Consider the following 23,761-nt stretch of genomic DNA (forward strand, 5'->3'; position numbering starts at 1 on the left):
AGAAGTGGCCCCCGACGTTCACGCACGACGTTCACGTCCCGGGTTTCACCCCAAGACGTTTACGCGACGACCGGTACCGCAGAGACCGTCCGGGCTATCGTGAACTGGCCGATCACTCGAGTCCCGTCGTACAGCACGGCCGTCTGGCCAGGAGCAACACCATCGAACGGCTCGACCGGCACGACACTCAGTTCGCCGTCAGACAGTCGCGCGTGCGCCGGCACCGGCTCAGCATGAGCGCGAATCTGGATGTGGCAGTCGAAGGCCGCGTCTTGCGGAGCTCGTCCCGCCCACGTGAAGCGGTCCCCTGCGATCTCGGCCGTGGCGAGCGCCTCCTTCGGCCCGACGACCACCGTGTTGGAGATCGGTCGAACCTCGAGGACGAAGCGGGGCTTGCCGTCGGCGGCGGGTGTGCCGATGGAGAGGCCACGACGCTGGCCCACGGTGAACGCGTGAGCTCCTTCGTGCGTACCCACGACAGCACCCGATCGGTCGACGATCGCGCCCTGTTCGGCACCGACCCGCTCGGCGAGCCATCCCCGCGTGTCGCCGTCCGGGATGAAACAGATGTCATGGCTGTCGGGCTTCTGCGCGACAGAGAGGCCACGCTCGGCCGCTTCGGCGCGCACGATCGCCTTCGTCGGGGTCGAGCCCAGCGGGAAGTAGGTGTGCGCGAGCTGCTCAGCGGTGAGCACCCCGAGGACGTAGGACTGGTCTTTGGCCGCATCGGACGCGCGGTGGAGCTCTAGCCCCTCGGGGCCGTTCACGAGCGATGCGTAGTGTCCGGTGCAGACCGCATCGAAGCCCAGCTCGAGAGCTCGCTCGAGGAGCGCCGCGAACTTGATCTTCTCGTTGCACCGCATGCAGGGGTTCGGGGTTCGGCCCGCCTGATACTCGGAGACGAAATCGGCGATGACGTCGTCGCGGAAGCGCTCGGAGAAATCCCACACATAGAACGGGATCCCCAGGACGTCGCAGGCCCGTCGAGCGTCCATTGCGTCCTCGATCGTGCAACATCCTCGGCTGCCGGTGCGGAGCGTTCCACCGGCGCGCGAAAGGGCCAGATGGACGCCCACAACCTCATGGCCGGCCTCCACGGCGCGCGCCGCGGCGACGGCCGAATCGACGCCACCGCTCATGGCCGCAAGAATCTTCATGAATCAAGTCTACGAGCGTGCCGCTGAGCGTCGGCCGGGCGCCTCCTGTCTCAGCGCGCTGCGCGGGCGCGCTCGACGATCTGGGGAAGGACTGCGAGCACTGCCTGCACGTCATCTCGGGTCGACGTTCGTCCCAGCGTAAACCGCAGCACTTCGCGAGCTTCGGCATCCGTCCGCCCCAGTGCCAGCACGACGTGGGATGGTTCGGGAACACCGGCCTGGCACGCGGACCCGGTCGAGACGGCGATGTGTCGCTGATCGAGCAGGAAGAGCAGGGTTTCGCCCGCGGCGCCGGTGAAGAGAAAGTGCGCGTTGCCGGGCAGTCGGTCAACGGCATCACCCAGGAGTTCCGCACCGGGAACGCTCGAGCGGATGCCGCGGACCAGTTCGTCGCGCAGACTGGTCAGTCGTGCGGCCTCTGAGTCCATTTCGGCGGCAGCCATCTCGGCCGCGACCGCAAACGCCGCCGCGCCCGCGAGATCTTGTGTGCCCGCGCGGAGACGCCGCTGTTGGCCGCCTCCGTGTACAAGAGCAGCCAGTGGCGCGCTGCGGGCGGCGATCAGCGCTCCGACGCCCACTGGCCCGCCCACTTTGTGCGCGGAGAGACTCATCGTGACGAGTCCTGCGCCCGGGGACGCGTCTGCACGCCAGCGGCGAAAGTCGACCGGCACGTGCCCGAACGCGGCGATGGCATCCAGATGCAGCGGCACGCCGGCGTCGGCCGCCGACCGTGCGAGAGCATCGGAGCCATTGATCGTGCCGGTCTCGTTCGCCGCCACCAGAGCCGTCGCGAGTGCGGCTCCCGGGAGCGCGTCGGTGAACCCTGTCACCGGGATGCGCCCGAGAGCATCCAGAGCGACGGGACGCAGGACGGCGCCCTCTGCGCGAGCCAACCATTCAAGGCTGTCCAGAGTCGCGTGGTGCTCGCCATCGGGCGCGACGATTGCGTCAGTCCCCGCGGCGCGTGACCACCACAGCCCTTTCAATCCGAGGTTGACGGACTCGGTACCGCCGGAGGTGAAGACGATCTCGATCGGGTCGCAGTGCACGACGGCAGCGAGGCGCTCGCGCGACTCCTCGAGCAGTCGTCGGGCGCGCTGGCCCTCGGCGTGAATCGATGACGCGTTGCCGGCCAGAGCAGAAGCCCAGAGCCAGGCGTCGCGCGCCTCTGGGCGGAGCGGGGTGGTCGCGGCGTGGTCGAGGTAGACGACCTCCTGGCCCACAGAGTTCACCGTCCCGCTCACATCCACCGCCCTCGGTAACAAAAAAGACTCACGGTCTTACTACTGTAGAGCGCATGGTCAGCCCGGACACCGCCGCTCTTGTCGCCCCTGCGCCCGGGCTTCTCAGCGCAGAATTCGACGGGATGGGATTGTCGTACGGCCCTGGCGGGGGCACGTTGCGGGTGTGGTCGCAAGCCGCCGACGCGATGGATCTCGTGGTGTTCGATGACACCGATCTCGACTGGATCACCGAACAGCTTCCGTTCGCTCCGCGAGGGAACGGCGTCTGGTCCGTGACGACGCCGTTGCTGCATCCTGGCGCCCGCTACGCGATCCGCGTCGACGGTCCGCATCTCCCGGGCAACACGTTCAATCGCGGTTCGCTCCTGATCGAACCCTATTCGCGCGGCCTGGTCGCCGGCGGTTTCGAAGACTGGCGCTCGGTCGCTATCGACGGACAGTTCGACTGGGGCGGATCCACAAAGCCTCTCGTGCCGCTGGATCGCACCGTCATCTACGAGGGTCACATCAAGGGCCTCACCAAGCGCCACCCGGGCGTGCCCCCGGCGCTGCACGGCACCTACGCGGGCCTCGGGCATCCCGCGATGGTCGAGCACCTGGTGAATCTCGGAATCACCAGCGTCGAGCTGCTCCCGATTCACGCCTTCGCCACCGAGCCGCGACTTCTCCAGCATGGCCTTGCCAACTACTGGGGCTACAACACACTGAACTTCTTTACGCCGCACGCCGCCTACGCCACTGCAGAGGCTCGCCGTCAGGGCCCTGAGGCGATCCTTCGCGAGTTCAAGGGGATGGTGAAACTTCTGCACGAGGCGGGACTCGAAGTCATCCTCGACGTCGTCTACAACCACACGTCCGAAGAGGGCATCGGCGGACCACGTTCGAGCTTGCGCGGAATCGACAACCGTCACTACTACCGACAGCAGGACGATGGCGCGTACATCGATGTCACCGGTTGCGGAAACTCGGTGAATACATCGACGGATGCGGCGGCCCGCCTGGTGCTGGACTCCCTGCGCTACTGGGCAAACGACGTCCAGATCGACGGTTTCCGGTTCGATCTCGCCGCAACGCTCGGGCGGGATTCCGCACACACCTTCACCCCTGAGCATCCGCTGCTGCAGGCGATTCTCAACGATCCGCAACTCGCCGACGTGAAGAAGATCGCCGAGCCGTGGGACGTCGGTATGGGCGGCTGGCAGACCGGCAACTTCGGCAGCGGGTGGGCCGAGTGGAACGACCGCTACCGCGATCGGGTGCGTAACTTCTGGTTGAGCGATGTGGACTATGCCCGCCGTGCGTCCACCTCCCCCGTGGGAGTCGGGGGCTTCGCCACTCGGCTTGCGGGGTCATCCAACACCTTCAGCGCGGAGCGCGGACCGCTTGCGAGCGTCAACTTCGTCACCGCCCACGACGGGTTCACGTTGCGCGATCTGGTCTCGTATGACGTGAAGCACAATCTCGGCAACGGTGAACTCAACCGCGACGGTGCGGACACGAATCGATCGTTCAATCACGGCGCTGAGGGCCCTACCGACGATGAGCGGATTCTCGCAACTCGTCGCAAGGCCATGCGCAATCTCCTCGGAACCCTGCTGTTCTCGGCAGGAGTCCCGATGCTCACGGCGGGCGACGAGTTCGGTCGCACCCAGCGTGGCAACAACAATGCGTACTGCCACGACTCGGCGCTCACGTGGCTCTCCTGGGATCACGCACCGTGGCAGAAAGACCTTCAGGCGCACGTGCAGCGTTTGATCGCTCTCAGGAACGAGAATCCCGCGCTCCGGCCGAGTCGTTTCGCGGTCCTGGACGAACGCACGCCCTCAGCATCCGTCGTCGACTGGTACGACGAACGCGGCGAGACCATGTCGATCGAGCAATGGACCGACCCCGGTCACCGCACCCTGCAGTACGTCGCGGCCTCCACCCCCGAGGTCGAAGACTTCAACCGGGTGCTGCTGATGGTGCACGGTACCGAGCGGCCGATGGATGTCGTGCTCCCGCTGATCCCTTTCGTGACTCGGTACGTGTCGTTGTGGTCGAGCGAAGATGAGGTCCCCAGCGACGAGCACCGGGAGTACGCGCCCGGGGCGATCGTCTCGCTCGGCGGGACCTCGATGCACCTCTTTCGGGCGGAGTGATTCCAGCGCGACGGGGGTTCAACCTGTCGCCGAGGCACCTCGGACGGTAGGTTCGAGAAGTGGCTACGAACCCGCGCAACGCGCACTCCCGCCCCTGGCGCAGCGCGTCATCGATTCCCGTTCGAGATTCCTTCGACGCGCAAGGCGAGAGAGACACCGCGAGCGGACGAATACCCCTGACGCTGCCTTCGCCGTCCGTTCCCGGCGGCGCGTTCCGTCCGAAGGCGTTCGCGGGTGAGGTCGTCCCGTTCCGCGCTACGGCCTTTCGTGAAGGCCACGACCGTATCGGCGTGCACGTTCGTCTGACCTCGCCATCGGGCGACGTGTCTGTGCACCGCCTCCGCGCACTGCACGACGGATTCGATCGGTGGCAGACCGAGGTTGCGCTTCTGGAGGAGGGCGATTGGGCATTCCAGTTCGAGGCGTTCGGAGACGACTTCGGCACGTGGGAACACGCCGCCGACCTCAAGATCGCCGCCGGTGTGGATGTTGCGGTCATGCGCGAACTCGGCGGTCTGCTGTTCGACCGGGCTATCGCTGAGAAGTCCCGCCCGATCGCCGAGCGGCGTGTTCTCGAAGCATCCGCCCGCGCACTTCGAGACCCTGAGGTCAACGACACCGAGGCGCTCGAGATCGTGCGCGATCCGTCGATTGCGCGCTTCTTTGCCGCGCGTCCCCTGCGATCGTTGGCGACGCTCGGCCCGAAGTGGGAAATCCTGGTCGAGCGTGAACGGGCGGGAGTCGGCGCCTGGTATGAGTTCTTCCCTCGTTCCGAAGGCGCGCGTCGTTTGAAGGACGGGTCGATAAAGACCGGCACGTTCCGCACCGCTATGAAGCGTCTCCCCGCCGTCGGGGCCATGGGATTCGACATCCTGTACCTCCCGCCGATCCACCCCATCGGTCGCGTCAATCGCAAGGGGCGCAACAATACTCTCGACCCGTCGCCAACCGACCCGGGTTCGCCGTGGGCAATCGGTGCAGCCGAGGGCGGGCACGACACCGTGCATCCGGAGCTCGGCACTTTGGCGGACTTTCGCGCATTCGTGCGCGCAGCGCGTGCCGAAGGCGTCGAGGTCGCACTTGACCTCGCGCTTCAGGCGGCGCCCGATCACCCGTGGGTGACGAGCCACCCGGAGTGGTTCACCACGCTGCCGGACGGAACCATTGCTTACGCCGAGAACCCCCCGAAGAAGTATCAGGACATCTACCCGATCAACTTCGACAACGACCCCGAAGGCATCCGCGTCGAGGTACTGCGAGTCGTCCGCCATTGGATCGCTCAGGGAGTGAAGATCTTCCGTGTCGATAACCCGCACACCAAGCCGCTGCAGTTCTGGGAGTGGCTGATTCGGACGGTCACTGCGGAGCACCCGGACGTGGTGTTTCTCGCCGAGGCGTTCACGCGCCCCCGCGTCATGCAGTCACTGGCGGCAGCAGGATTCCAGCAGAGCTACACATACTTCACCTGGCGCAATACGAAGGAGGAGCTTGAAGAGTTCCTCAGCAGCCTCGCTCACGAGACAGCCGACTTCATGCGGCCGAACCTCTTCGTCAACACCCCCGACATCCTGACCGAGTACCTCCAGTTCGGGGGTCGTGCCGCGTACGCGATCCGCGCGGCGATCGCCGCCACCGCCGCACCGACGTACGGCGTGTACGCGGGGTACGAACTCTTCGAGAACGTCGCACGGCCGGGGTCTGAAGAGAACATCGACAACGAGAAGTACGAGTACAAGATGAGGAACTGGGCGGATGCCGAGGCCCGCGGCAACTCGCTAGCCCCGTTCCTGACCCGCCTCAACGAAATTCGCCGCGCGCACCCCGCGCTACAGCAGTTGCGCAATCTCAGCGTGCACTGGAGCGACGACGACGCGATTCTCGTGTACGTCAAGCACCTGGACGCCGCTCTCTCGCCGACGGGTGTCTCTGACACGGTGATCGTGGTCGTGAACGTCGATCCCCACTCGGTGCGCCAGAGCATGGTGCACCTCGACACCCGCGTGTGGGGCATTGCCCCTGGAGATTCCTATGACGTCGAAGACCTTGTGACCGGCGCCCGATGGACGTGGTCGGATCACAACTTCGTTCAGCTCGATGCTTTCACTCAGCCCGTCCATATTCTCCACGTGAAGGGTTCCCGATGACTCCCGCAGATGCTGTGCTCGACACCGTCGCCAGTGGTTCGTACCACGACCCGCACAGCGTGCTGGGAATCCACAACGGCATCGACGGCGAGGGCGCTGCGGAGTGGACCATCCGCGCCCGCAGGCCCCTCGCCGAGGGCGTCACCGCCGTCTTTGCGGATGGAACGCGCGTTCCGCTCGAACACGTGCGCAGCGGGATCTGGGAGGGTGTGCGGTCGGGCTCCGGCGGTCGATACGAACTCGTCACGACCTATGCCGGTGCGCCGGACTTCGTGACGGACGACCCGTACCGGCATCTCCCCCAGGTCGGTGAACTCGACCTTCACCTCATCCGCGAAGGACGTCACGAAGAGTTGTGGCGTGTCCTCGGGGCGCACGTGCGTGAAAGCGACGGTTCCGCCGGCACCGCATTCACCGTCTGGGCGCCGAATGCGCGCGCCGCGCGCGTGGTCGGCGACTTCAACGGCTGGGACGGCCAGGGCCACTCCATGCGCTCGATGGGGAGCTCCGGTGTCTGGGAGCTCTTCATCCCGGGGCTCGGGGCGGGCACCGCCTACAAGTTCGAGCTTCTGACCAAACACGGCGACTGGGCACTCAAAGCCGACCCCATGGCCCGATTCGCCGAGGTTCCCCCTGCGACGGCGTCAGTCGTCACCGAAACGTCCTACCGGTGGTCGGACTCGGAGTGGATGACCCGCCGGGCGATTTCCACCCCGATCTCTCAACCGATGTCGATCTACGAGCTGCACTTCGCTTCCTGGCGTCCGGGTCTCTCTTACCGGGATGCCGTCGACCCGCTGATCGAGTACGTCACTGCCCAAGGCTTCACGCACATCGAGTTCCTGCCGCTTTCCGAGCACCCGTTCGGGGGGTCGTGGGGGTACCAGGTCACGGGCTACTACTCCCCTACGAGCCGGTTCGGGCATCCCGATGACCTCCGCTACCTGATCGACCGACTGCACCAGGCTGGGATCGGAGTGATCATGGACTGGGTCCCCGGTCACTTCCCGAAGGATGCTTTCGCGCTCGCGCGTTTCGACGGCGAAGCGCTGTACGAGCACCCGGATCCCCGTCGCGGCGAGCACAAAGACTGGGGAACCTATATCTTCGACTACGGCCGTAGCGAGGTGCGCAACTTCTTGGTCGCGAACGCTCTGTACTGGTTCGAAGAGTTCCACGTCGACGGACTGCGAGTGGATGCTGTGGCGTCCATGCTCTATCTCGACTACTCCCGCGAAGAGGGCGAGTGGGCGCCGAACATCCACGGCGGGCGCGAGAACCTCGAGGCGATCGCGTTCCTGCAGGAGGTCACCGCGACTTCCTACAAGCGCTACCCGGGCATCGCGATGATCGCCGAAGAATCCACCAGCTTCCCGGGGGTCACAGCGCCTACGAGCCAGGCCGGTCTCGGCTTCGGTTTCAAGTGGAACATGGGTTGGATGAATGACTCGCTTCAGTACATCAAGCGCGACCCGATGTATCGCTCGCACCATGAGGGCGAGCTCTCCTTCTCGTTCGTCTACGCGTTCAGTGAGAACTTCATCCTTCCCATCAGCCACGATGAGGTCGTGCACGGCAAAGGCAGCCTGTTCGGACGGATGCCGGGTGATCACTGGCAGAAGCTCGCGAACATGCGCGCCTTCCTCGCCTACATGTGGGGTCACCCGGGCAAGCAGCTTCTCTTCATGGGCCAGGAGTTCGGCCAGCTTTCGGAGTGGTCAGAAGGGCGTGGTTTGGATTGGTGGATCCTCGACCAGCCCTCGCACGCGCAGTTGCACGGGTTCGTCGCGGCGCTGAACCACACCTATCGAGAGCTGTCGCCCCTTTGGGCACGTGACAGCGACGGCGCAGCCTTCACGCGGCTGGGCGGCCCGACGTGGAACCCCACGGTGGTCGCCTTTGCGCGCCGGGACTGGCACGGCAACACGGTCGTGGTGATCTGCAACTTCTCGGGTGTGCCCGTCGACGGCTACGTCATCGACCTCCCCGAGGCGGGTGTCTGGCACGAAGTTATCAACTCGGATGCCCTCGAGTACGGCGGCTCGGGCGTGGGTAACCGGGGAATCGTTTACGCAGACGAGCACCGACACGCCTCGATGGTGCTTCCGCCCCTGGGCGTGCTGTGGCTCCGCCACGATCCGCAGGCCCACATTCCGTCGCCGACGCACGGCTGAGCACCTCGCGGAGCTCGCCGGGCCTCAGAAAAGCAGGGAGGCCAAACGTCCGCGTGCCTTAAGGACGCGCGGGTCGGCATCGCCGACCAAGCCGAACAGCTCGAGCAGTCGCTCGCGAACGGGCGCCCGCTCGTCGCTCGGCAGCTGCGCAAAGAGGTCGAGCATGCGCAGGAAAGCGTCTTCGACGTGTCCGCCCGCAAGGTCGAGGTCGGCAACGGCGAACTGGGCGTTGACATCGAGGGGGGATGCCGCGGCAGCCGCGCGCGCCGCCTGCAGGTCGAGTCCTTGCACCCGATCAAGCAGTCGAACCTGACCAAGACCCGCCCGGGCATCCGCGTCGCGGGGATCCTCCGCAAGGGCCTTCTCGTAGGCGGCAATTGCTCGCGGGTAGTCAGCGGCTTCGATAGCGTCATACGCCTCGGCGTGCAATGGCGGAAGCGGTGGCTCAGCGACCTCGGCGGATTCGTCGGCCGAGGCATCCGGATCCTCGGGCACCGTGCCTGTCACGCCATTCTGTTCGGCGAGCTGGAGAAACTGCGCGAAGACTTCACGCACCTGCTGTTCGGAGACGGCACCGGTGAAGAGAGGAACGGGCTGACCGGCGACGAGACCGACGACCATGGGGATCGATTGCGCACGGAAAGCCTGCGACAACTGCGGGTTCGCATCGACGTCGACCTTCGCGAGAACGATGCGTCCCTGGAGTTCAGTGACGACCCGCTCGAGGATCGGGCTGAGCTGCTTGCACGGACCACACCACTCCGCCCAGAGGTCGATGACCACGGGTACGGTGCGCGACAGCTCGAGCAGATGCGGGAAGCTCGCGTCCGTGACATCCATCACGAGCGGTGGAGTACTTCCTGCAGGCGGCGACGCCGGAGCGCTGACGGCTGCTGCCGGCCGGTTGCGGAGAGTCGACAGGTCGACGGCGCCGCGCAGAGCGGCGGCCGGTGTGGGGTCGGTCAAGGGATCACCTTTGCATCGAGGATGTCCGAGCCATACCCGAGCAGGCGGATCTTTTCGCTCGAACCCTGGCCAGGCACATAGAAGAACAATTGGTCGCTGAAGACTGTTTCGAATCCGGTGGTCGACTGTGAGGCACCCGCCAGGCTCTTCACCGTCTCGTTTCCATCGACCTTGATCACCGCATCCGCGTTCGTCGGCTTGACTGTGTCGGTCTCATAGATGTTCACGGCCACGATCGCACCGCTTTCGATCGTCGCCAGGGAAATGGGTATCTCTTCGCCCGCAGAGGAATTGAATGTCAAGGTGCCCGTCTGCGCACCCGTCTGGTTGAACTCTTCGAGGCGTTTCGCACGGTCGGCTTCGATACCGACGCGGAACTGGTCATTCTCGGCATCGAAGAGCGTAGCGAACTCGCTGTCTTCGCCGTTGTTCAGCACATCGGCGTATGCCGCGGCCATCTGGTCGGGGGGAAGGAGCAGGAAGCTGGAGTCCGGCGGAATCTGTGAAGCGCCGATATAGGCGGGCGCCAGGCCCGGCATCTCGGTGGACGCTTCGAGGCTCGCGACGTATGCCAACTTGTACGGTGCCCACGCATCGGACTGGGTGAGGAACATGATGCTGGAGGTCTTCGTCTCTTCATCGTCGACAACAGCCATGAATGACCGCGGCCACTCTTCGAAAGCCTGCGGGAGGAGAATCTCCAGCGGCTTGGTAAGAACGGCGGGAAGCACGGGGTGCTCAGCAATTGCCCCACGCAGGGTGTAGTTGGTTTCGCGCACTCCCAATGCAGCGCCATCGAGTCGCGAAGCAGCCAGGGCGGGATCGCGGGCCTCGTCGGCCTCTGCCACAGTGCTCGCCACGCGGGCGAGAATCCGTTCCGCTTGGGCTTTGGTGACTGCGGGCGCCTTCTGGCCCTCCGGTGCGACCACCGAAGCCGTCGGGGTGGGGGTCGGTGACGGCGCGAACTGTGGCCACGCATCAGCTGAGCAACCGGTGAACAGCAGTGCCGAGACGGCGACTGCGGGGACGATCGCAAAAGCGCGGCGATACTCGAGGGCTCGACGGGGGGTGCCGGATGAAATCACGCCCTTGTCCGCGCCTTCGACCGCGAGGTCGATCGGCTCGGTAGCAGCGAGCGGCAGCCCCTTGCGTCGGGGGCCGCGCGAGCGGCGGGCGTGACGGATGCCGAGGATGTAAAGGAAGGCGCCGATCGCCAAGAAGGCGCCGCCCAGCACCATCAGCGGTCCGGCCCAGGGTGTTCCATTGCCGATCGGCCACGAGATCGAGACGTCGGTGGGCGCGGACGCTGTGCCGTCGGTGGCCACCAGCACGCTCATGTCATCGGGGAGCTGAAGCGGGGCGATCAGCACATCACTCTGCTGGAACTCGTCGAGCCATAGGTCAGACCCGACGGCGCTGTGCACGACCGCTTCTTCGGCATCTTCGGACAACGCAGCGGGTTCGACGACCCGCATTCGCACGTCGCCGTCAGCCGCGGCGGTGACGCTCGTGTAGCTCGTGTCGGCAAGCCAGGCCTTCATGTCGACCGTGCGGCCGTAGGCCGCGAAAATGTCGCCCTCAGCCTGCGCGCGGAGGGTCTGGGTTCCCTCGGACGTATTGAGCACGGCACCGTCGATCATGAGGTACGGGGCATCGGAGTCGACCGAAATCTGGGTCGTCGACGTCGTCGGTCCTTGGAATATCGTGCGCTGGGCGATGCCAGCGCCGATAAGTAGCGCGGCGAGCACGAATGCTGCCACAGCCCATACGAAACGCACGAAATCTACCTCTCCCCGGTCGTCGCACAGTCGCGACAACCTTCGATCCGACATCCCAGACTAGCGAAAACCGCCTGTATGTCGCCCGAGAGGTGCCGCTCCGCGATGTGTGCGCACACTATGCGTAGTCTGTCCAGGGGTATCTCTGCCGATGCCGCGGAGGGGAAGGTTGACGGATGAAGCTGCACAGTCCGTTTCGCGTTGCGTTCGTCGGAACGCTGGGAGTGGGTCTTGGTCTCCTCCTCATCGGAAGCATCCAGACGCTGTCGACAATCCTGCTCTACGTCGGGACGGCGCTGTTTCTGTCGCTCGGCCTCGATCCGGTCGTCGGATGGCTCGAACGACGAAAGCTCCCCCGGTGGCTGGCCGTTCTCATCACGATCCTCGCGGTGCTTGCCGTTTTCGCGGGAATCATCCTTCTCGTCCTGCCGATTCTCGCCGCTCAGGTCGGACAACTTGTCGAGCAGGTTACGGAGTTTTTGGGCAGTCGCACCTTCCCTCAGTTCGTCACCGAGGTCACGGCGTGGGTGCAGTCGATCTTCCCCGGACTTGAGCCTGAGTTCGTCGAAGAAGCGGTAGCGAACGTCGAGACCTTCTTGACCGACAACTGGGGCGTAATTACCGGCGGCGTGATCAACGCCGGCGTTGCAATCGTTTCGGGGATCGCCGGCGCATTCATCATTCTGATCCTCACGATCTACTTCACTGCCTCGACGCCGAACCTCAAGCGAGCGCTCTACCAACTCGTGCCCGCGTCCAAGCGCGATCGCGTTGTCGATCTCGGAGAACAGATCACCGACTCCGTGGGCTACTACGTGATCGGCCAGATGAGCCTTGGTGTCATCAACGGCATCCTGAGCTTCATCTTTCTCACGATCATTCAGGCGCCGTTCCCCGCGGTCCTCGCCGTGATCGCGTTCTTCTTCTCGCTCATCCCGCTCGTGGGAACCATCACCGGTGCGACGATCATCGTCTTGACGTGTCTGATCCCCGGACTGGGCGGGGTGTCGACGGCGATCGCCGCAGCGATCTACTACCTGATCTATATGCAACTAGAGGCGTACTTCATCTCGCCCCGCATAATGAATCGCGCAGTGTCGGTGCCTGGTGCAGTCGTGGTCATCGCTGCTCTCGCGGGTGGCTCGCTGCTCGGACTTCTGGGCGCACTGATCGCAATACCGGTGGCGGCTTCGATCCTGATCATCTACCGCCAGGTTGTCATCCCACGAATGAACGAGAGATAGCTTCACACAGCGTCAGCGGAACCTGTCGGGTCGTCCCACTCGGTCGCGAGTGGCAACGCGTCAGGATTCACCGCGGCGACGATCTCTGTGAGCACGCGACGCGTTTGACTCTCGCCCACCCAGAGATGCTTGCCACCTTCGACCGCAATCAGCACGGCGTGGGGCACACTCGCAAAACGCTCCTCAGCTTCATCCGGCCGCAGATAGTCGTCGAACTCAGGCACGAGCACGATGAGGTGACGTCTATCGCCAGCCCATGCCGCCACATCGTCGGCTGACGCACGGTGCAGGGGTGGTGAGAGGAGGATCGCGCCCGTGATGTCATGGTCTCGGCCGTACTTGAGCGCGACCTCGGTGCCGAAAGACCAGCCGATTACCCAGGGATTCGGTAGACCGCGGTCATGAACGAACTGCATGGCGGCAGCGAGGTCGAATGCCTCTCCGCGCCCACCGTCGAAAGAGCCTTCACTCGTCCCACGGGCCGACGTCGTGCCGCGAGTGTTGAATCGCAGTACCGCGAGATCTGCCTGCGCAGGAAGGCGCGCAGCAGCCTTGCGAAGGACATGCGAGTCCATGAATCCGCCGGCAGTGGGGAGCGGATGCAGCGTCACCAGGGTCGCGACCGGCTTGCCCTCAGCGGGAAGTGCCAGCTCGCCGACCAGCGTGAGGCCGTCGAGCGTCTGCAGTTCGATGTCCTCTCTGAGTGCCGGAAGCATCACCGGCCCGCGAATCTCCAAATCAGCCGATCCTCCAGCACTGTTCGTGCCAATGCCGCCGCGCGACAAGGTCTGCGCCGTCACCCAGGACGCCATCCGCCCTCCAGGCCACGAGGTGCGCGGTTCCGGACTGGATGAGGCGGCCGCATCCGGGGCACGTGTACGCCTTCACCGCCTGCACGGCAGACACAGGTTGTACGATCCACGACATGCCTCGCCGCACCTCGGTGCGCTTCCACCCGGCGAGCAGGCGCTCGAACGACTCGTCGCCGGCGTCTCCCGATCGGCGGCGGTTGGATCTCGGCATGTGCTAGTACCAGCCCACGCGACCCGAGTGGTCCCACGCGCCGCACGGCGAGCCATATCTCGCGCCGATGTAGCCGAGGCCCCAGGTGATCTGCGTCGCCGGGTTAGTCTCCCAGTCAGCGCCCGCGGTAGCCATCTTGTTTCCGGGCAACGACTGCGGAATGCCGTACGCGCCGCTCGACGCGTTGTAGGCGTTCACACGCCAGCCGGACTCCTTGTTCCAGAGCGCAACGAGACATGCGAACTGATCGTCACCCCAGCCACGTGCGAGAACCATGCCGTAGGCGATCGATTGTGCTGTGCCGGGGTCAGGGGTCACAAATGGTGGACGCCAGCCTGACCCACTCGATTTCGCGCTGGGGGTCGACGGGACCGCCACGGGTTTGGGCGGCGGAGGAGGAGGTGGCGGGGGCTTGACGTAGACCGTGTAGCCCCCACGTGCAAACACCACAGGCTCGTCGGACACCGCGGTCGGGTCGCCTTCGCGTGTTTGGACATCGTCGATCGAGTCGGCGTACAGCGAGATCGATGCGTTCTCGACGGCGTTGGCATCGGCAATCGCCAGACCGGTCGGACCGACGTAAGCCACCACGAATCCGACGGCGGCGAAAGAGGCAAAGACCCCCAGTACACCCCTGCGACGTGACCAGCGCTGTTCGACGGGGGTGGACTTCTTCGACCATGGTGCGACGTCGGCACTCGGGCTCGATACTTCGGCGCGACTCGCGCGTCGCGTCGACACCACCTCTTTGCCCGAAGTCACAGTTTCACGAGTCTAGCGAGCGGTTCGACAAGATTCCATCCACTGGATAGATGCCGACACAGATCGTCAGACGACGGCCAGCATGATCTCTACGACGGCATCGAGTACGGCATCCACTTGCACTTCACGGTAACCGCCCCGCTCCATGCGAAAGGCGACACCTCGAACCTGCTCGACGGTGACCGACTGGCCCGTCTGCAGGTACGTCGCGATCCGGTCGACCACAAGGTCGACTTCGTCGACGCGATAGCCGTACCGCAGCATTCCTACTCGGTCGAAACGCCGACCTTTCGGACGAGACAGCCGATCGAGCACAACTTGTGCGATCTCGCGCGTCTGACCTACCCACGCCTGCGCACCGGCGACCGAGACGGCCGCGTCGCGCTCCCGCGCGGCAAAAGCGTCTTCGATGCGGCTGAGGGCCGAGTCCACCGCTGCGATCGCGTACCCCTTGCGAGTGAGCGGGAACGAAACCTCGCGGACCGCGGCAGATGTCACGTCGTTGCTGCCGGATTCGAATGAAGACCTCGCGCGGGCGAGGAAGGCATCGACAGCCTGCACGTCATAGCCCCTGGTGCGCCCACTTACCTGCGGAAATGACGCTGGCGCCGGCGCCGAAGAAGTCATCAGGTCATCCACGGAGTGAAGAGAAAATACAACGCGAGGGCGACGACAGCGGAGGGCAGAACCGAGTCGAGGCGGTCCAGAACTCCCCCGTGGCCGGGCAACCAGGAGCTCATGTCTTTGATGCCCATGTCGCGCTTGATCATGGATTCGCCGAGGTCGCCGACCGTCGCAGTGGCAAGTACCACGATGCCCAGGATCGCTCCCATCCACCAGTGGACGCCCAGCATGAACATGCCCACAAAGATTCCGGCTACCGTCGCCGCAACTGCGGCTCCGGCGAAGCCTTCCCAGGTCTTGTTGGGGCTGATCCTCGGGGCCATCTTCGTTCGTCCGAATGTGAGGCCACTCGCATAGGCGCCCGTGTCTGACGCCACCACCACGATGATGAACGCCAACACCCACCACTCACCGTCGTCCTGACGAAGCAGGATCATCGTCATGCTGGTGAGGAACGGTACATACAACTGGACGAATCCAGCGGTGAGCACGTCTGCCAGCACGTCGCCGTACGTGCGGCCGTCGCGAGCCGACATCTGTGCGACGAGGCGCCACGAGATCACGAAGGCCACGGCGACGAAGACAAGGACCCAGTGCAGCCACAGGTCCAGGAAGAACCCCGAGAGGATGAGCGCTCCGGCGGCGATGAGCTGGGGAACCACGTCCACACGGCGCCCAGACGTAGTGAGCGCACGACCGAGTTCGAACACTGCGAGCAGCGCTGCCGCGAGGGCGAAGAAGACGAAGAGCCACGAGAAGAAGACCAGGGAACCCACCAACGTCGCGCCGATGGCCAGACCGATCAACGTGGCGACGATGAGGTCGCGGCCGGTGCGCTCTTTGATTCGCTCGTTCACTTCGTCGAACTCAGAGCGCGCGTGTTCCACTTTGTGCTCGAAGTCCGAGCGCGCCGCCCGAATCTGAGCCTGAATGGCTGCTCCCGGGTCGGTCGACGGAGTCGCGTGTCGCGCCTGGGCTGCATCCTTGCGCGTCAGCGGTGCACTGGCGGGATCGCCGTGCTCCACCGGTTGTCCGGGTTCGTCGGTCATGGCCGTCCTCAGACCTCGAGGAGTTCTGCCTCTTTGCGCTTGAGCGCGTCGTCGATCAGGTCGACGTGCGAGCGCGTCAGTGCATCGAGTTCCTTCTCGGCGCGAGTGAGCTCGTCCTCGCCGATGTCGCTCTTGAGGCTGTCGAGATCGTCCTTGGCCTTGCGACGGATGCCGCGCACGTGCACGCGTGCGTCCTCGCCCTTGCCCTTCACGAGCTTGACATACTCGCGGCGACGCTCTTCGGTGAGTTCAGGCAGCGTCACGCGCACGAGGTTGCCATCGTTGGTAGGGTTCGCGCCGAGGTTGGGGGTGTCGCGGATCGCCTGCTCGATCGCTTTCAGCGCCGACTTGTCGTAGGGCGTCACGATGATCGTGCGCGCCTCGGGGTTGTTGAGCGAGGCCAACTGCGCGAGCGGGGTCGGCGTTCCGTAGTAGTCGACCAGAATCTTCTGGAACATCTGCGGGTTGGCCCGGCCCGTGCGCACCGTCGCGAAGTCATCCTTCGCGGCCTCTACGGCCCGATCCATGCGGGTCTGGGCATCGGCCAAGACGTCGGCGATCACAGTGTCTCCAATCGTTGGTGCAGGGTACTCACTCTAGTCGGCGGCAGTAAGCTCACGCGGTTACCAGCGTGCCCATGGACTCGCCCAGCAGTGCTCGCGTCACGTTGCCGGCCGGCTCCATCCCGAACACGCGCATGTCCATCTTGTTGTCCATGCAGAGGCTGAACGCGGTCGAATCCACGACCTTCAGCCCACGCTGGAGGGCGTCGATGTACGTGATCCGGTCGATCTTGGTGGCCGAGGCATCCTTCTTCGGATCAGCCGTGTAGACGCCGTCGACACCGTTCTTGGCAACGAGCACCTCTTGAGCGCCGATCTCGAGCGCGCGCTGAGCCGCGACGGTGTCGGTGGAGAAGTAGGGCAAGCCCGCGCCCGCGCCGAAAATGACAACGCGACCCTTCTCCATGTGGCGTTCGGCGCGCCGGGGAATATACGGTTCTGCAACCTGTGTCATCGAGATGGCGGACTGAACGCGCGTGGCGGCACCAGCCTGCTCGAGAAAGTCCTGAAGCGCGAGGGCGTTCATCACGGTGCCGAGCATGCCCATGTAATCCGCGCGACCTCGATCCATGCCGCGCAGGCTCAGCTCGGCTCCTCGGAAGAAGTTGCCACCGCCGACGACGACAGCAATTTCGACGCGATCCACAGCCGCGGCGATCTCGCGTGCCATTTGGCTGACGACATCCGGGTTGACGCCCAGCTGCCCCCCGCCGAAGGCTTCGCCCGACAATTTCAGCAGGACGCGCCTGCGTCCGTTAGCCCCATCAGTCACGTGTATTCCTCTCGTCGCGTATACAAACTATTCGAACCAGCCGCACCGCGCAGGTGCAGACATGGGAATGGCCCGTACCGAAACTCGGTACGGGCCATTCGCGGCGTCTTACGCTCCGACCTTGAAGCGGGCGAAGCCCGTGAGGGTCAGACCGGCATCCTTGGCCACCTGGGCGACCGAGAGCTTATTGTCCTTGGCGTAGTCCTGATCGAGCAGGGCGACCTGCTTGAAGAACGCGTTGACGCGGCCCTCCACGATCTTGGGAAGAGCAGCCTCAGGCTTGCCTTCGTTGCGCGAGATCTCGGTGACGATCTCGCGCTCCTTCTCGACCTCAGCAGCAGGAACTTCTTCGCGCGCGAGGTAGGACGGGTTGGCGAACGAGATGTGCTGCGCGAGGCTGCGGGCAGTCTCTGCGTCATCACCCGAGTACGCCAGCACCACGCCGACCTGCGGGGGCAGGTCCTTGCTGGTCTTGTGGAGATAGACCTCGAAGTGGTCACCGGTCAGGGTGCGCACGCGGCGCAGCTCGACTTTCTCACCGATGATCGCAGCCTCGTCAGCGATGAGCTGATCGACGGTCTGGTCACCGGCGGGCGCGGCGAGGGCGGCCTCAGCCGAATCAGCCGAAACCGCAGCGGCCGCATCGGCCACCTTGTCGGCGAGGGCGATGAAGCGGTCGTTCTTGGCAACGAAGTCGGTCTCGCACGCGAGCTCGATCAGCGTCACCTTGCCGTCCGCCTCGCGAGCGGCGACAAGGCCCTCGCTGGTGGAGCGATCGGCGCGCTTCGCGTTGCCCTTTGCGCCCTTCAGGCGCAGGATCTCAACGGCTTTTTCGACGTCGCCGTCGGCCTCTTCGAGCGCCTTCTTGGTGTCGACCATGCCGGTGCCGAGCTGGTCGCGCAGCGCCTTGATGTCAGCGATGGTGAAGTTTGCCATGGGTAGTGGCTCCTTGATCGTGATGAATTCTGTGGATGCTTCGGCGGGGTCGCAAAGGACGACCCCGCCGAAGCGTGCCTTGCGGCGGGTCTGCTACTTCTGGGCGGCCTCGATGTCGGCGACGGCCTCGGCGGCGAGCTCTTCCGCGACGGCCTCGGCGATGACAGCCTCAACTGCGAGCTCTTCGGCGACAGCTTCGACGGCGACGGCCTCGGCGGCGAGCTCCTGAGCGGCCTCGTCATCGCCAGCGACCTCGGCCTCGACGGCCTCGAGCGCCAACTCTTCGGCGACAGCCTCGACGATAACGGCCTCGGCCACGAGCTCTTCAGCAACCTCTTCCGCGGCGATGGCCTCAACGGCCTCGTCGCCGGCGCGCTGCTCGAGAAGCTCGCGCTCCCAGTCAGCGAGGGGCTCAGCGTCGGCCGACTCGTCGGTCGGCTGGTGGCGCTGGATGAGGCCCTCAGCGGCAGCGTCGGCGATGATGCGAGTGAGCAGGCCCACCGAGCGGATCGCGTCGTCGTTGCCCGGAATCGGGAACTGGAACTCGTCGGGGTCAGCATTCGTGTCGAGGATACCGATCACGGGGATGCCGAGCTTGGTGGCCTCGTTGACCGCAAGGTGCTCGCGCTTGGCGTCGACGACCCAGATCGCCGAAGGCGTCTTGGTCATGTTGCGGATACCGCCGAGCGACTTGTGCAACTTGTCGAGCTCGCGCTTCTTCAGCAGGAGCTCCTTCTTGGTGAAGCCGCTGTTGGCGGGAGTGTCGTAGTCGAGCTCTTCAAGCTCTTTCATACGAGCCAGACGCTTCGAGATGGTCTGGAAATTGGTGAGAAGGCCACCGAGCCAACGCTGGTTGACGTAGGGCTGGCCGACACGGGTTGCCTGCTCGGCAATGATCTCTTGTGCCTGCTTCTTGGTGCCGACGAAGAGCACGGTGCCGCCGCGCGCGACAGTTTCCTTGACGAATTCGTACGCCTTGTCGATGTACGTCAGCGACTGCTGAAGGTCGATGATGTGGATGCCGCTGCGCTCGGTAAGAATGAAGCGCTTGACTTTCGGATTCCACCGGCGGGTCTGGTGTCCGAAGTGGACGCCGCTGTCGAGCAGCTGTCGAATGGTGACGACGGCCATGGCCGTTCTCCTGTTCCGGCGCGCGTGTGCGCGCCTCATTTGGTTTTCTCGCGTCGATCCGGTGGATCGTCGTGCCTGGTGCTCGGCCACACTCCCGCCGCAGTTTCCTGCAGACCGTGGGGAGTGAGTGCCGCGCAGCGGCTGCTTCGAGAAGCGCCGCCGCGCTCTGAGCACGCGGAGTCACCCCGACGTGCGAGGTGCCCTCTCAGCATACCAGCCATGCCTCCTCCCCAAGGCACCCGTCCCAGGGCCTCTCCCCCGATTCAGTTCATTGGGCTTCCCGCGTCGCGCGGGTCTTCGATGATCGGTGTATGAGATCGAGGGACGCTTCGCTTCGTGTGTTGATGCTCACTACGGTGCTCGCGCTGACCATTGCCTGGGCATTCCCCCCTTTGGCCACCGCAGAAGCGTCCCCGCACGGTGCCGCACCGGTCGGTCTGGCGGATCGCGGCTGGATCTGGCCGGCGACGCAGTTCAGGGTGGAGTCCAGTTACGTGGCACCCGCGCACGAGTACGGACCAGGGCATCGCGGCATCGACTTGCGGCTCACGGGAACGAGCGACCTTCGTGCTCCGGCTGCGGGCACGGTGGCATTCTCAGGGGACGTCGCGGATCGCGGCATCCTGACCATCGACCACGGCGATGGCCTGGTCACGACCCTCGAGCCCATCGACTCAGCCTTGAATCCTGGCGATGCTGTCGCTCACGGGGACGCGGTCGGTGTTCTCGCAGCGGGCGGTCACTCCTCCGCTGGTTCCGTGCACTTCGGCGTGCGCCTGCACGGCGAGTACATCAACCCCCTGCTGCTCCTAGGTGGTGTTCCGCGGGCGATCCTGCTGCCGTGCTGCGACTAGGCGCGAGGGTGCGCCAACCGGTAGGTGGAGGCGAGGCGCTCGCTCGACACGTGTGTGTAGATCTGGGTTGTACCCAGACTCGCGTGCCCGAGGATCTCTTGAACGGTGCGGAGGTCCGCTCCGCCGTCCAGCAGATGTGTGGCGGCAGAGTGCCGGAGCGCGTGCGGACCCACAGCTCCTCCGACGACTGGCCCGAGCGTGCGCGCGACGACGTCGTACACCGCACGGGTGCCCACGCGCGAGCCGCGCGCACCAAGAAACAGCGCCCTATGCGTGCGGATTTCGGCGCGAGCGTGGAGCGTCGGTCGCGCGCGGACTATGTAGGCGCTCACCGCGTCTCGTGCCGGCTCGCCGAACGGGACGACACGTTCTTTGGATCCCTTGCCAACCACACGGACGGTACGCCGGTCGGTGTCGAGGTCGTCGATATCAATGCCGCAGAGTTCTGACACGCGCATGCCTGCCCCATAGAGCAGCTCTATCATCGCGAGATCGCGGAGGGCGATGGGATCGCCCTCCGCAGCGAGGCTCAACAAACCCGAGAACATCTCGGTGAGCGCATCTGTCGTCGCGACCTTGGGGAGGGTCCTCCCCCTCTTCGGAGCGACCAGCCGCAGGCTCGGATCGAAGTCGACGACATGAGCGTCCAGCGCCCAGGCAAAAAAGCCGCGTGCGGACGCCGTGCGCCGCGCGACCGTAGACCGAGCGTCACCGCGCTTGGTGGCGCTCCAAAGCCACTCGCGTAGCAGTTCGAGATCGACGTCCTCGACGTTCGCAACGGCCGTGGCGGAGTGCAGATCGCGAAGATCCGCGCGGTAGGCCCGCACCGTCGCCGGTGCGAGCCGCCGCACCTGCGTCAGGTGCTGCGCGCATCTCTCCACCGCCTCCGCGAACTCCATGGCTCCAGCATGCGGCACAGACCGCCTCCGGGGCCGGAGCCTCACCGGCCCCGGGTCGCCCGGCGCCATCCCTGCGTGCCGCGTGCGACATGTCCGTCCAAGAGCAGCAGTCCGAGGGCGCTCTCGACTTCATCTCGCGCCATGCCGCTGCGCTGCGCGAGATCGGTCGAAGTGCGCCAGACACGTCCGCTCAACGCATCGCGAACTCGGGAACTGTCATCCGTGTCCGGGCGCGCGTCACCCTCGGCCGACGGCGTTGTGGAGACCCCGCGACCGCGCCCGATCAGCTCTCGCGCATCATCTCCGCTCGTGATGCACACCGCGGTGTACTCCCGGATCAGGCGGTGACTGCCCGCGGACGTTGCGCTGGTGATCGGACCGGGCACGGCGCCCAACGGGCGAGCGAGTGCTGCGGCGTGGCCCGCGGTGTTCAGTGAGCCGCTGCGCCAGCCCGCCTCGACCACGATCGTCGCGTCGGCGAGTGCCGCGATCACGCGGTTGCGTTGGCAGAATCTACGATGTATGTGTGACCACGATTCAGCCCAAGCGCGCCGCCATCTACGCCCGAATCTCCGAGAAAGTCGCTCATAAGGATAAGGTCGCCGACCAAGTCGCGGACTGTAAGCGCTTCGCCGCCGCCCGCGGCTACGTCGTCGACGACCGGCACATCTTCATCGACGACGGTATTTCGGCCCTCGGTGGCAAGGCGCGCCCCGGATTCGTCGAGCTCGCGGGAGCCGCCGCCGCTGGCGAGTTCTCCGTCATCGTCGCCACCGAGGAGGAGCGCATCGCCCGCAACGTCCCCGAGAAAATCGAGCTTCACACCGTCGCCATCGAGGCGGGCATCGTGTGGGACACGATCCGCGACGGGTTCACTGACCCGGCGACCGAGGCGGGTGAATTCTTCTCGACCATGCGCGCCGCCATGGGCCGCATGGAGTCACGACGCAAGGCGAGCCGCCAACGCTCGGCCAACCTCGACCGTGCCAGCCGTGGCGAGCCCAACCCCGGACGACGTCGCTACGGCTACGAGCTCGACGGGCGCACCCCCCGGGAGCCTGAGGCCGCCGTCGTCCGGCGCATCTTCGAGCACATCGCCGGGGGCGGTTCGGTTCGGTCCATCGCCATCGCGCTCACTGATGAGGGTGTCGACCCCGGCACGGCCAAGGCATGGCGCCCGCTACGTATCCGGGAGATTGCGAACAACCCGCATTATGCGGGCGCCATGCGCCACCTCGGCGCCGTCATCCCGTCGGCCCACATCATCCCGATAGTTGACGCCGAGCTTGCCGAGGAGGTCCGCGCGATTCTCGCCGACCCGTCGCGCGTCACGACGACAGGACAGGCCCCCAAGCACCTCGCCAGCCTCATCGCTACGTGCGCAACGTGCGGCGCGCGCATGGTCTACATGCGTGGCTATGTGTGTAGCGCGGGCGCCAAGAGCGGGCACGCACAGATCGCCGCGGACAAGATCGAACCGCGCATCCGCGCCGAGGTCGCCCTCGCCTTCGTGACCTCAGGCCACAAGCTCATGCCCGCCGACGAGCGGCGCTCCATCGCCGCCCTCGTCGAGCGCCTCCAACGCAACGAGACCGCCGCAACGCACACCGCCGCCGACCGCGATGAGGGCCTCCTGTCGACGGGTGCGGCGCGCGCTCGTCTAGTTGAGCTCCGCGACGAGCGCCTCGCTATTGAGACCGAGCTCGACCGCGTCAAGGCGTCGGCGGGCGCCCTGGCACCGCTTAGCGCCGTCGCGCGGGAGCTCATGCCCGACGAGGAGGGCGGCGTCCCCATGGCCGACGTCTGGGCGGCGCGTGACCGCGTGCTAGAGCGCTTCGAGGCCCTCGACCTCGACCGCCAGCGCGACGCCGTGCGCGCCTTCCTAGAGGTCGAGGTTGTCCCGTTCTACAAGCACGACGCCGAGGGTAGGCGCGTTGCCCAGGGCGGCGACCGTCTACGCGTGTGGCACAAGATCGCCACCGAGCTCAACCCCAACCCCGCCGACTACATCGTCGACAGCCTCGACGTGGGCGACGGCGACTCGCATCCCGCCACCGTCGCGGCGGCCCGAGCTCGCGCGAGTCGAGCGAGCTCGTAGCCGTTGCCACGAGGTGCACTCGGTGGCACCTGTCGCACCGTCACGCCTGGAGTGTGGCGAGGTGAGGCGGTGCTCGACCCCCCCAGCGCCTCACTTTTCGACCCCCAGCGCCTCACCACCGCCTCACGATCTAGCCGCGTATTTCCGCGGAGTTTGGGCAATGTGAGGCGGTGAGGCGGTGGTCTCACACCACTAATCTCTA

The 23,761-nt window shown here is 65.4% G+C and carries 21 protein-coding genes; 6 read left to right on the forward strand and 15 right to left on the reverse strand.

Going from position 1 to position 23,761, the window contains the following annotated elements; translation table 11 throughout:
- Positions 1–59 precede the first annotated feature (59 nt).
- Together mnmA and LG299_RS02590 are read right to left on the reverse strand one after the other, a co-directional pair.
- Entirely contained in the window at positions 60–1,157 is a 1,098-nt protein-coding gene (gene mnmA, locus LG299_RS02585) for a tRNA 2-thiouridine(34) synthase MnmA (protein WP_404433239.1), read from the reverse strand.
- Positions 1,158–1,207: 50 nt separating this feature from the next.
- Entirely contained in the window at positions 1,208–2,389 is a 1,182-nt protein-coding gene (locus LG299_RS02590) for a cysteine desulfurase family protein (RefSeq protein ID WP_404433241.1), read from the reverse strand.
- 65 nt (positions 2,390–2,454) lie between these two features.
- Between LG299_RS02590 and glgX the strand changes: the two genes are divergently transcribed.
- From glgX to glgB, 3 genes are all read left to right on the forward strand, one after another.
- Positions 2,455–4,542: a glycogen debranching protein GlgX gene (gene glgX / locus LG299_RS02595; RefSeq protein ID WP_404433243.1), complete on the forward strand. Its 2,088-nt coding sequence runs from the start codon at positions 2,455–2,457 to the stop codon at positions 4,540–4,542.
- Positions 4,543–4,718: 176 nt separating this feature from the next.
- Positions 4,719–6,686 carry a maltotransferase domain-containing protein gene (locus tag LG299_RS02600; protein WP_404434770.1) on the forward strand — a complete coding sequence of 656 codons (1,968 nt, stop codon included), beginning with the start codon at positions 4,719–4,721 and terminating at the stop codon, positions 6,684–6,686.
- Entirely contained in the window at positions 6,683–8,860 is a 2,178-nt protein-coding gene (gene glgB / locus LG299_RS02605) for a 1,4-alpha-glucan branching protein GlgB (RefSeq protein ID WP_404433245.1), read from the forward strand. The genes LG299_RS02600 and glgB overlap by 4 nt, the downstream gene beginning before the upstream one ends.
- A gap of 24 nt (positions 8,861–8,884) precedes the next feature.
- Here glgB and LG299_RS02610 read toward each other — a convergent pair whose 3' ends face one another.
- On the reverse strand, positions 8,885–9,826 hold the full coding sequence (locus LG299_RS02610) for a tetratricopeptide repeat protein (RefSeq protein WP_404433247.1): 942 nt from the start codon (positions 9,824–9,826) through the stop codon (positions 8,885–8,887).
- Positions 9,823–11,604 carry a glycosyl transferase gene (locus tag LG299_RS02615; RefSeq protein WP_404433249.1) on the reverse strand — a complete coding sequence of 594 codons (1,782 nt, stop codon included), beginning with the start codon at positions 11,602–11,604 and terminating at the stop codon, positions 9,823–9,825. The genes LG299_RS02610 and LG299_RS02615 overlap by 4 nt, the downstream gene beginning before the upstream one ends.
- A 176-nt stretch (positions 11,605–11,780) precedes the next feature.
- Between LG299_RS02615 and LG299_RS02620 the strand changes: the two genes are divergently transcribed.
- Positions 11,781–12,848, forward strand: coding sequence for an AI-2E family transporter (locus tag LG299_RS02620; protein WP_404433251.1), 1,068 nt, complete (start codon positions 11,781–11,783; stop codon positions 12,846–12,848).
- Between the two features lie 2 nt (positions 12,849–12,850).
- Here the strand turns inward: LG299_RS02620 and LG299_RS02625 are convergent, their stop codons facing one another.
- The 9 genes from LG299_RS02625 to rpsB all read right to left on the reverse strand — a co-directional run bounded on the left by LG299_RS02625 (position 12,851) and on the right by rpsB (position 19,708).
- The gene (locus LG299_RS02625) at positions 12,851–13,585 is read right to left on the reverse strand and encodes an alpha/beta hydrolase (protein ID WP_404433253.1); all 735 of its coding nucleotides are present in this window, start codon (positions 13,583–13,585) and stop codon (positions 12,851–12,853) included.
- 1 nt (position 13,586) lies between these two features.
- Complete coding sequence (locus LG299_RS02630) at positions 13,587–13,871, reverse strand: hypothetical protein (protein ID WP_404433255.1); 285 nt, start codon at positions 13,869–13,871, stop codon at positions 13,587–13,589.
- 3 nt (positions 13,872–13,874) lie between these two features.
- A complete protein-coding gene (locus LG299_RS02635; protein ID WP_404433257.1) occupies positions 13,875–14,633 on the reverse strand; it encodes a lytic transglycosylase domain-containing protein in 759 nt (252 codons plus the stop codon).
- A gap of 66 nt (positions 14,634–14,699) precedes the next feature.
- A complete protein-coding gene (locus tag LG299_RS02640) occupies positions 14,700–15,260 on the reverse strand; it encodes a DivIVA domain-containing protein (RefSeq protein ID WP_404433259.1) in 561 nt (186 codons plus the stop codon).
- The gene (locus LG299_RS02645; RefSeq protein WP_404433261.1) at positions 15,260–16,306 is read right to left on the reverse strand and encodes a phosphatidate cytidylyltransferase; all 1,047 of its coding nucleotides are present in this window, start codon (positions 16,304–16,306) and stop codon (positions 15,260–15,262) included. Before LG299_RS02645 ends, LG299_RS02640 begins: the two co-directional genes overlap by 1 nt.
- An 8-nt stretch (positions 16,307–16,314) precedes the next feature.
- On the reverse strand, positions 16,315–16,869 hold the full coding sequence (frr, locus tag LG299_RS02650; protein WP_404433263.1) for a ribosome recycling factor: 555 nt from the start codon (positions 16,867–16,869) through the stop codon (positions 16,315–16,317).
- A 52-nt stretch (positions 16,870–16,921) separates the two neighbouring features.
- Positions 16,922–17,641: a UMP kinase gene (gene pyrH, locus LG299_RS02655; protein ID WP_404433265.1), complete on the reverse strand. Its 720-nt coding sequence runs from the start codon at positions 17,639–17,641 to the stop codon at positions 16,922–16,924.
- Between the two features lie 108 nt (positions 17,642–17,749).
- Positions 17,750–18,577 carry a translation elongation factor Ts gene (gene tsf, locus LG299_RS02660; protein ID WP_404433267.1) on the reverse strand — a complete coding sequence of 276 codons (828 nt, stop codon included), beginning with the start codon at positions 18,575–18,577 and terminating at the stop codon, positions 17,750–17,752.
- Between the two features lie 93 nt (positions 18,578–18,670).
- Positions 18,671–19,708 carry a 30S ribosomal protein S2 gene (gene rpsB, locus LG299_RS02665; protein WP_404433269.1) on the reverse strand — a complete coding sequence of 346 codons (1,038 nt, stop codon included), beginning with the start codon at positions 19,706–19,708 and terminating at the stop codon, positions 18,671–18,673.
- A 311-nt stretch (positions 19,709–20,019) separates the two neighbouring features.
- On the opposite strand from rpsB, the gene LG299_RS02670 reads away from it, so the two are divergent.
- Positions 20,020–20,562: a murein hydrolase activator EnvC family protein gene (locus LG299_RS02670; protein ID WP_404433270.1), complete on the forward strand. Its 543-nt coding sequence runs from the start codon at positions 20,020–20,022 to the stop codon at positions 20,560–20,562.
- On the opposite strand, the gene LG299_RS02675 is transcribed toward LG299_RS02670, so the two are convergent.
- Positions 20,559–21,461, reverse strand: a complete 903-nt coding sequence (locus LG299_RS02675) for a tyrosine recombinase XerC (protein WP_404433272.1) — start codon at positions 21,459–21,461, stop codon at positions 20,559–20,561. The genes LG299_RS02670 and LG299_RS02675 overlap by 4 nt on opposite strands.
- A gap of 41 nt (positions 21,462–21,502) precedes the next feature.
- Positions 21,503–21,955, reverse strand: coding sequence for a DNA-processing protein DprA (locus LG299_RS02680; RefSeq protein WP_404433274.1), 453 nt, complete (start codon positions 21,953–21,955; stop codon positions 21,503–21,505).
- 32 nt (positions 21,956–21,987) lie between these two features.
- Here LG299_RS02680 and LG299_RS02685 point away from each other — a divergent pair, with 32 nt between their 5' ends.
- Positions 21,988–23,559 (forward strand): recombinase family protein, encoded by a 1,572-nt coding sequence (locus LG299_RS02685; protein ID WP_404433276.1) that lies wholly within the window; start codon positions 21,988–21,990, stop codon positions 23,557–23,559.
- Positions 23,560–23,761: the final 202 nt, after the last annotated feature.

Origin of the sequence: Microbacterium lacus (genome assembly GCF_044794305.1) — a bacterium.
GTDB classification, from domain to species: domain Bacteria; phylum Actinomycetota; class Actinomycetes; order Actinomycetales; family Microbacteriaceae; genus Microbacterium; species Microbacterium lacus_B.

Coding starts and splice junctions, on each gene's coding strand:
- mnmA (WP_404433239.1), bottom strand. CDS start 1,157: ATGAAGATTCTTGCGGCCATGAGCGGTGGCGTCGATTCGGCCGTCGCC.
- glgX (WP_404433243.1), top strand. CDS start 2,455: ATGGTCAGCCCGGACACCGCCGCTCTTGTCGCCCCTGCGCCCGGGCTT.
- glgB (WP_404433245.1), top strand. CDS start 6,683: ATGACTCCCGCAGATGCTGTGCTCGACACCGTCGCCAGTGGTTCGTAC.
- LG299_RS02620 (WP_404433251.1), top strand. CDS start 11,781: ATGAAGCTGCACAGTCCGTTTCGCGTTGCGTTCGTCGGAACGCTGGGA.
- LG299_RS02630 (WP_404433255.1), bottom strand. CDS start 13,871: ATGCCGAGATCCAACCGCCGCCGATCGGGAGACGCCGGCGACGAGTCG.
- LG299_RS02640 (WP_404433259.1), bottom strand. CDS start 15,260: ATGACTTCTTCGGCGCCGGCGCCAGCGTCATTTCCGCAGGTAAGTGGG.
- LG299_RS02645 (WP_404433261.1), bottom strand. CDS start 16,306: ATGACCGACGAACCCGGACAACCGGTGGAGCACGGCGATCCCGCCAGT.
- tsf (WP_404433267.1), bottom strand. CDS start 18,577: ATGGCAAACTTCACCATCGCTGACATCAAGGCGCTGCGCGACCAGCTC.
- rpsB (WP_404433269.1), bottom strand. CDS start 19,708: ATGGCCGTCGTCACCATTCGACAGCTGCTCGACAGCGGCGTCCACTTC.
- LG299_RS02670 (WP_404433270.1), top strand. CDS start 20,020: ATGAGATCGAGGGACGCTTCGCTTCGTGTGTTGATGCTCACTACGGTG.
- LG299_RS02675 (WP_404433272.1), bottom strand. CDS start 21,461: ATGGAGTTCGCGGAGGCGGTGGAGAGATGCGCGCAGCACCTGACGCAG.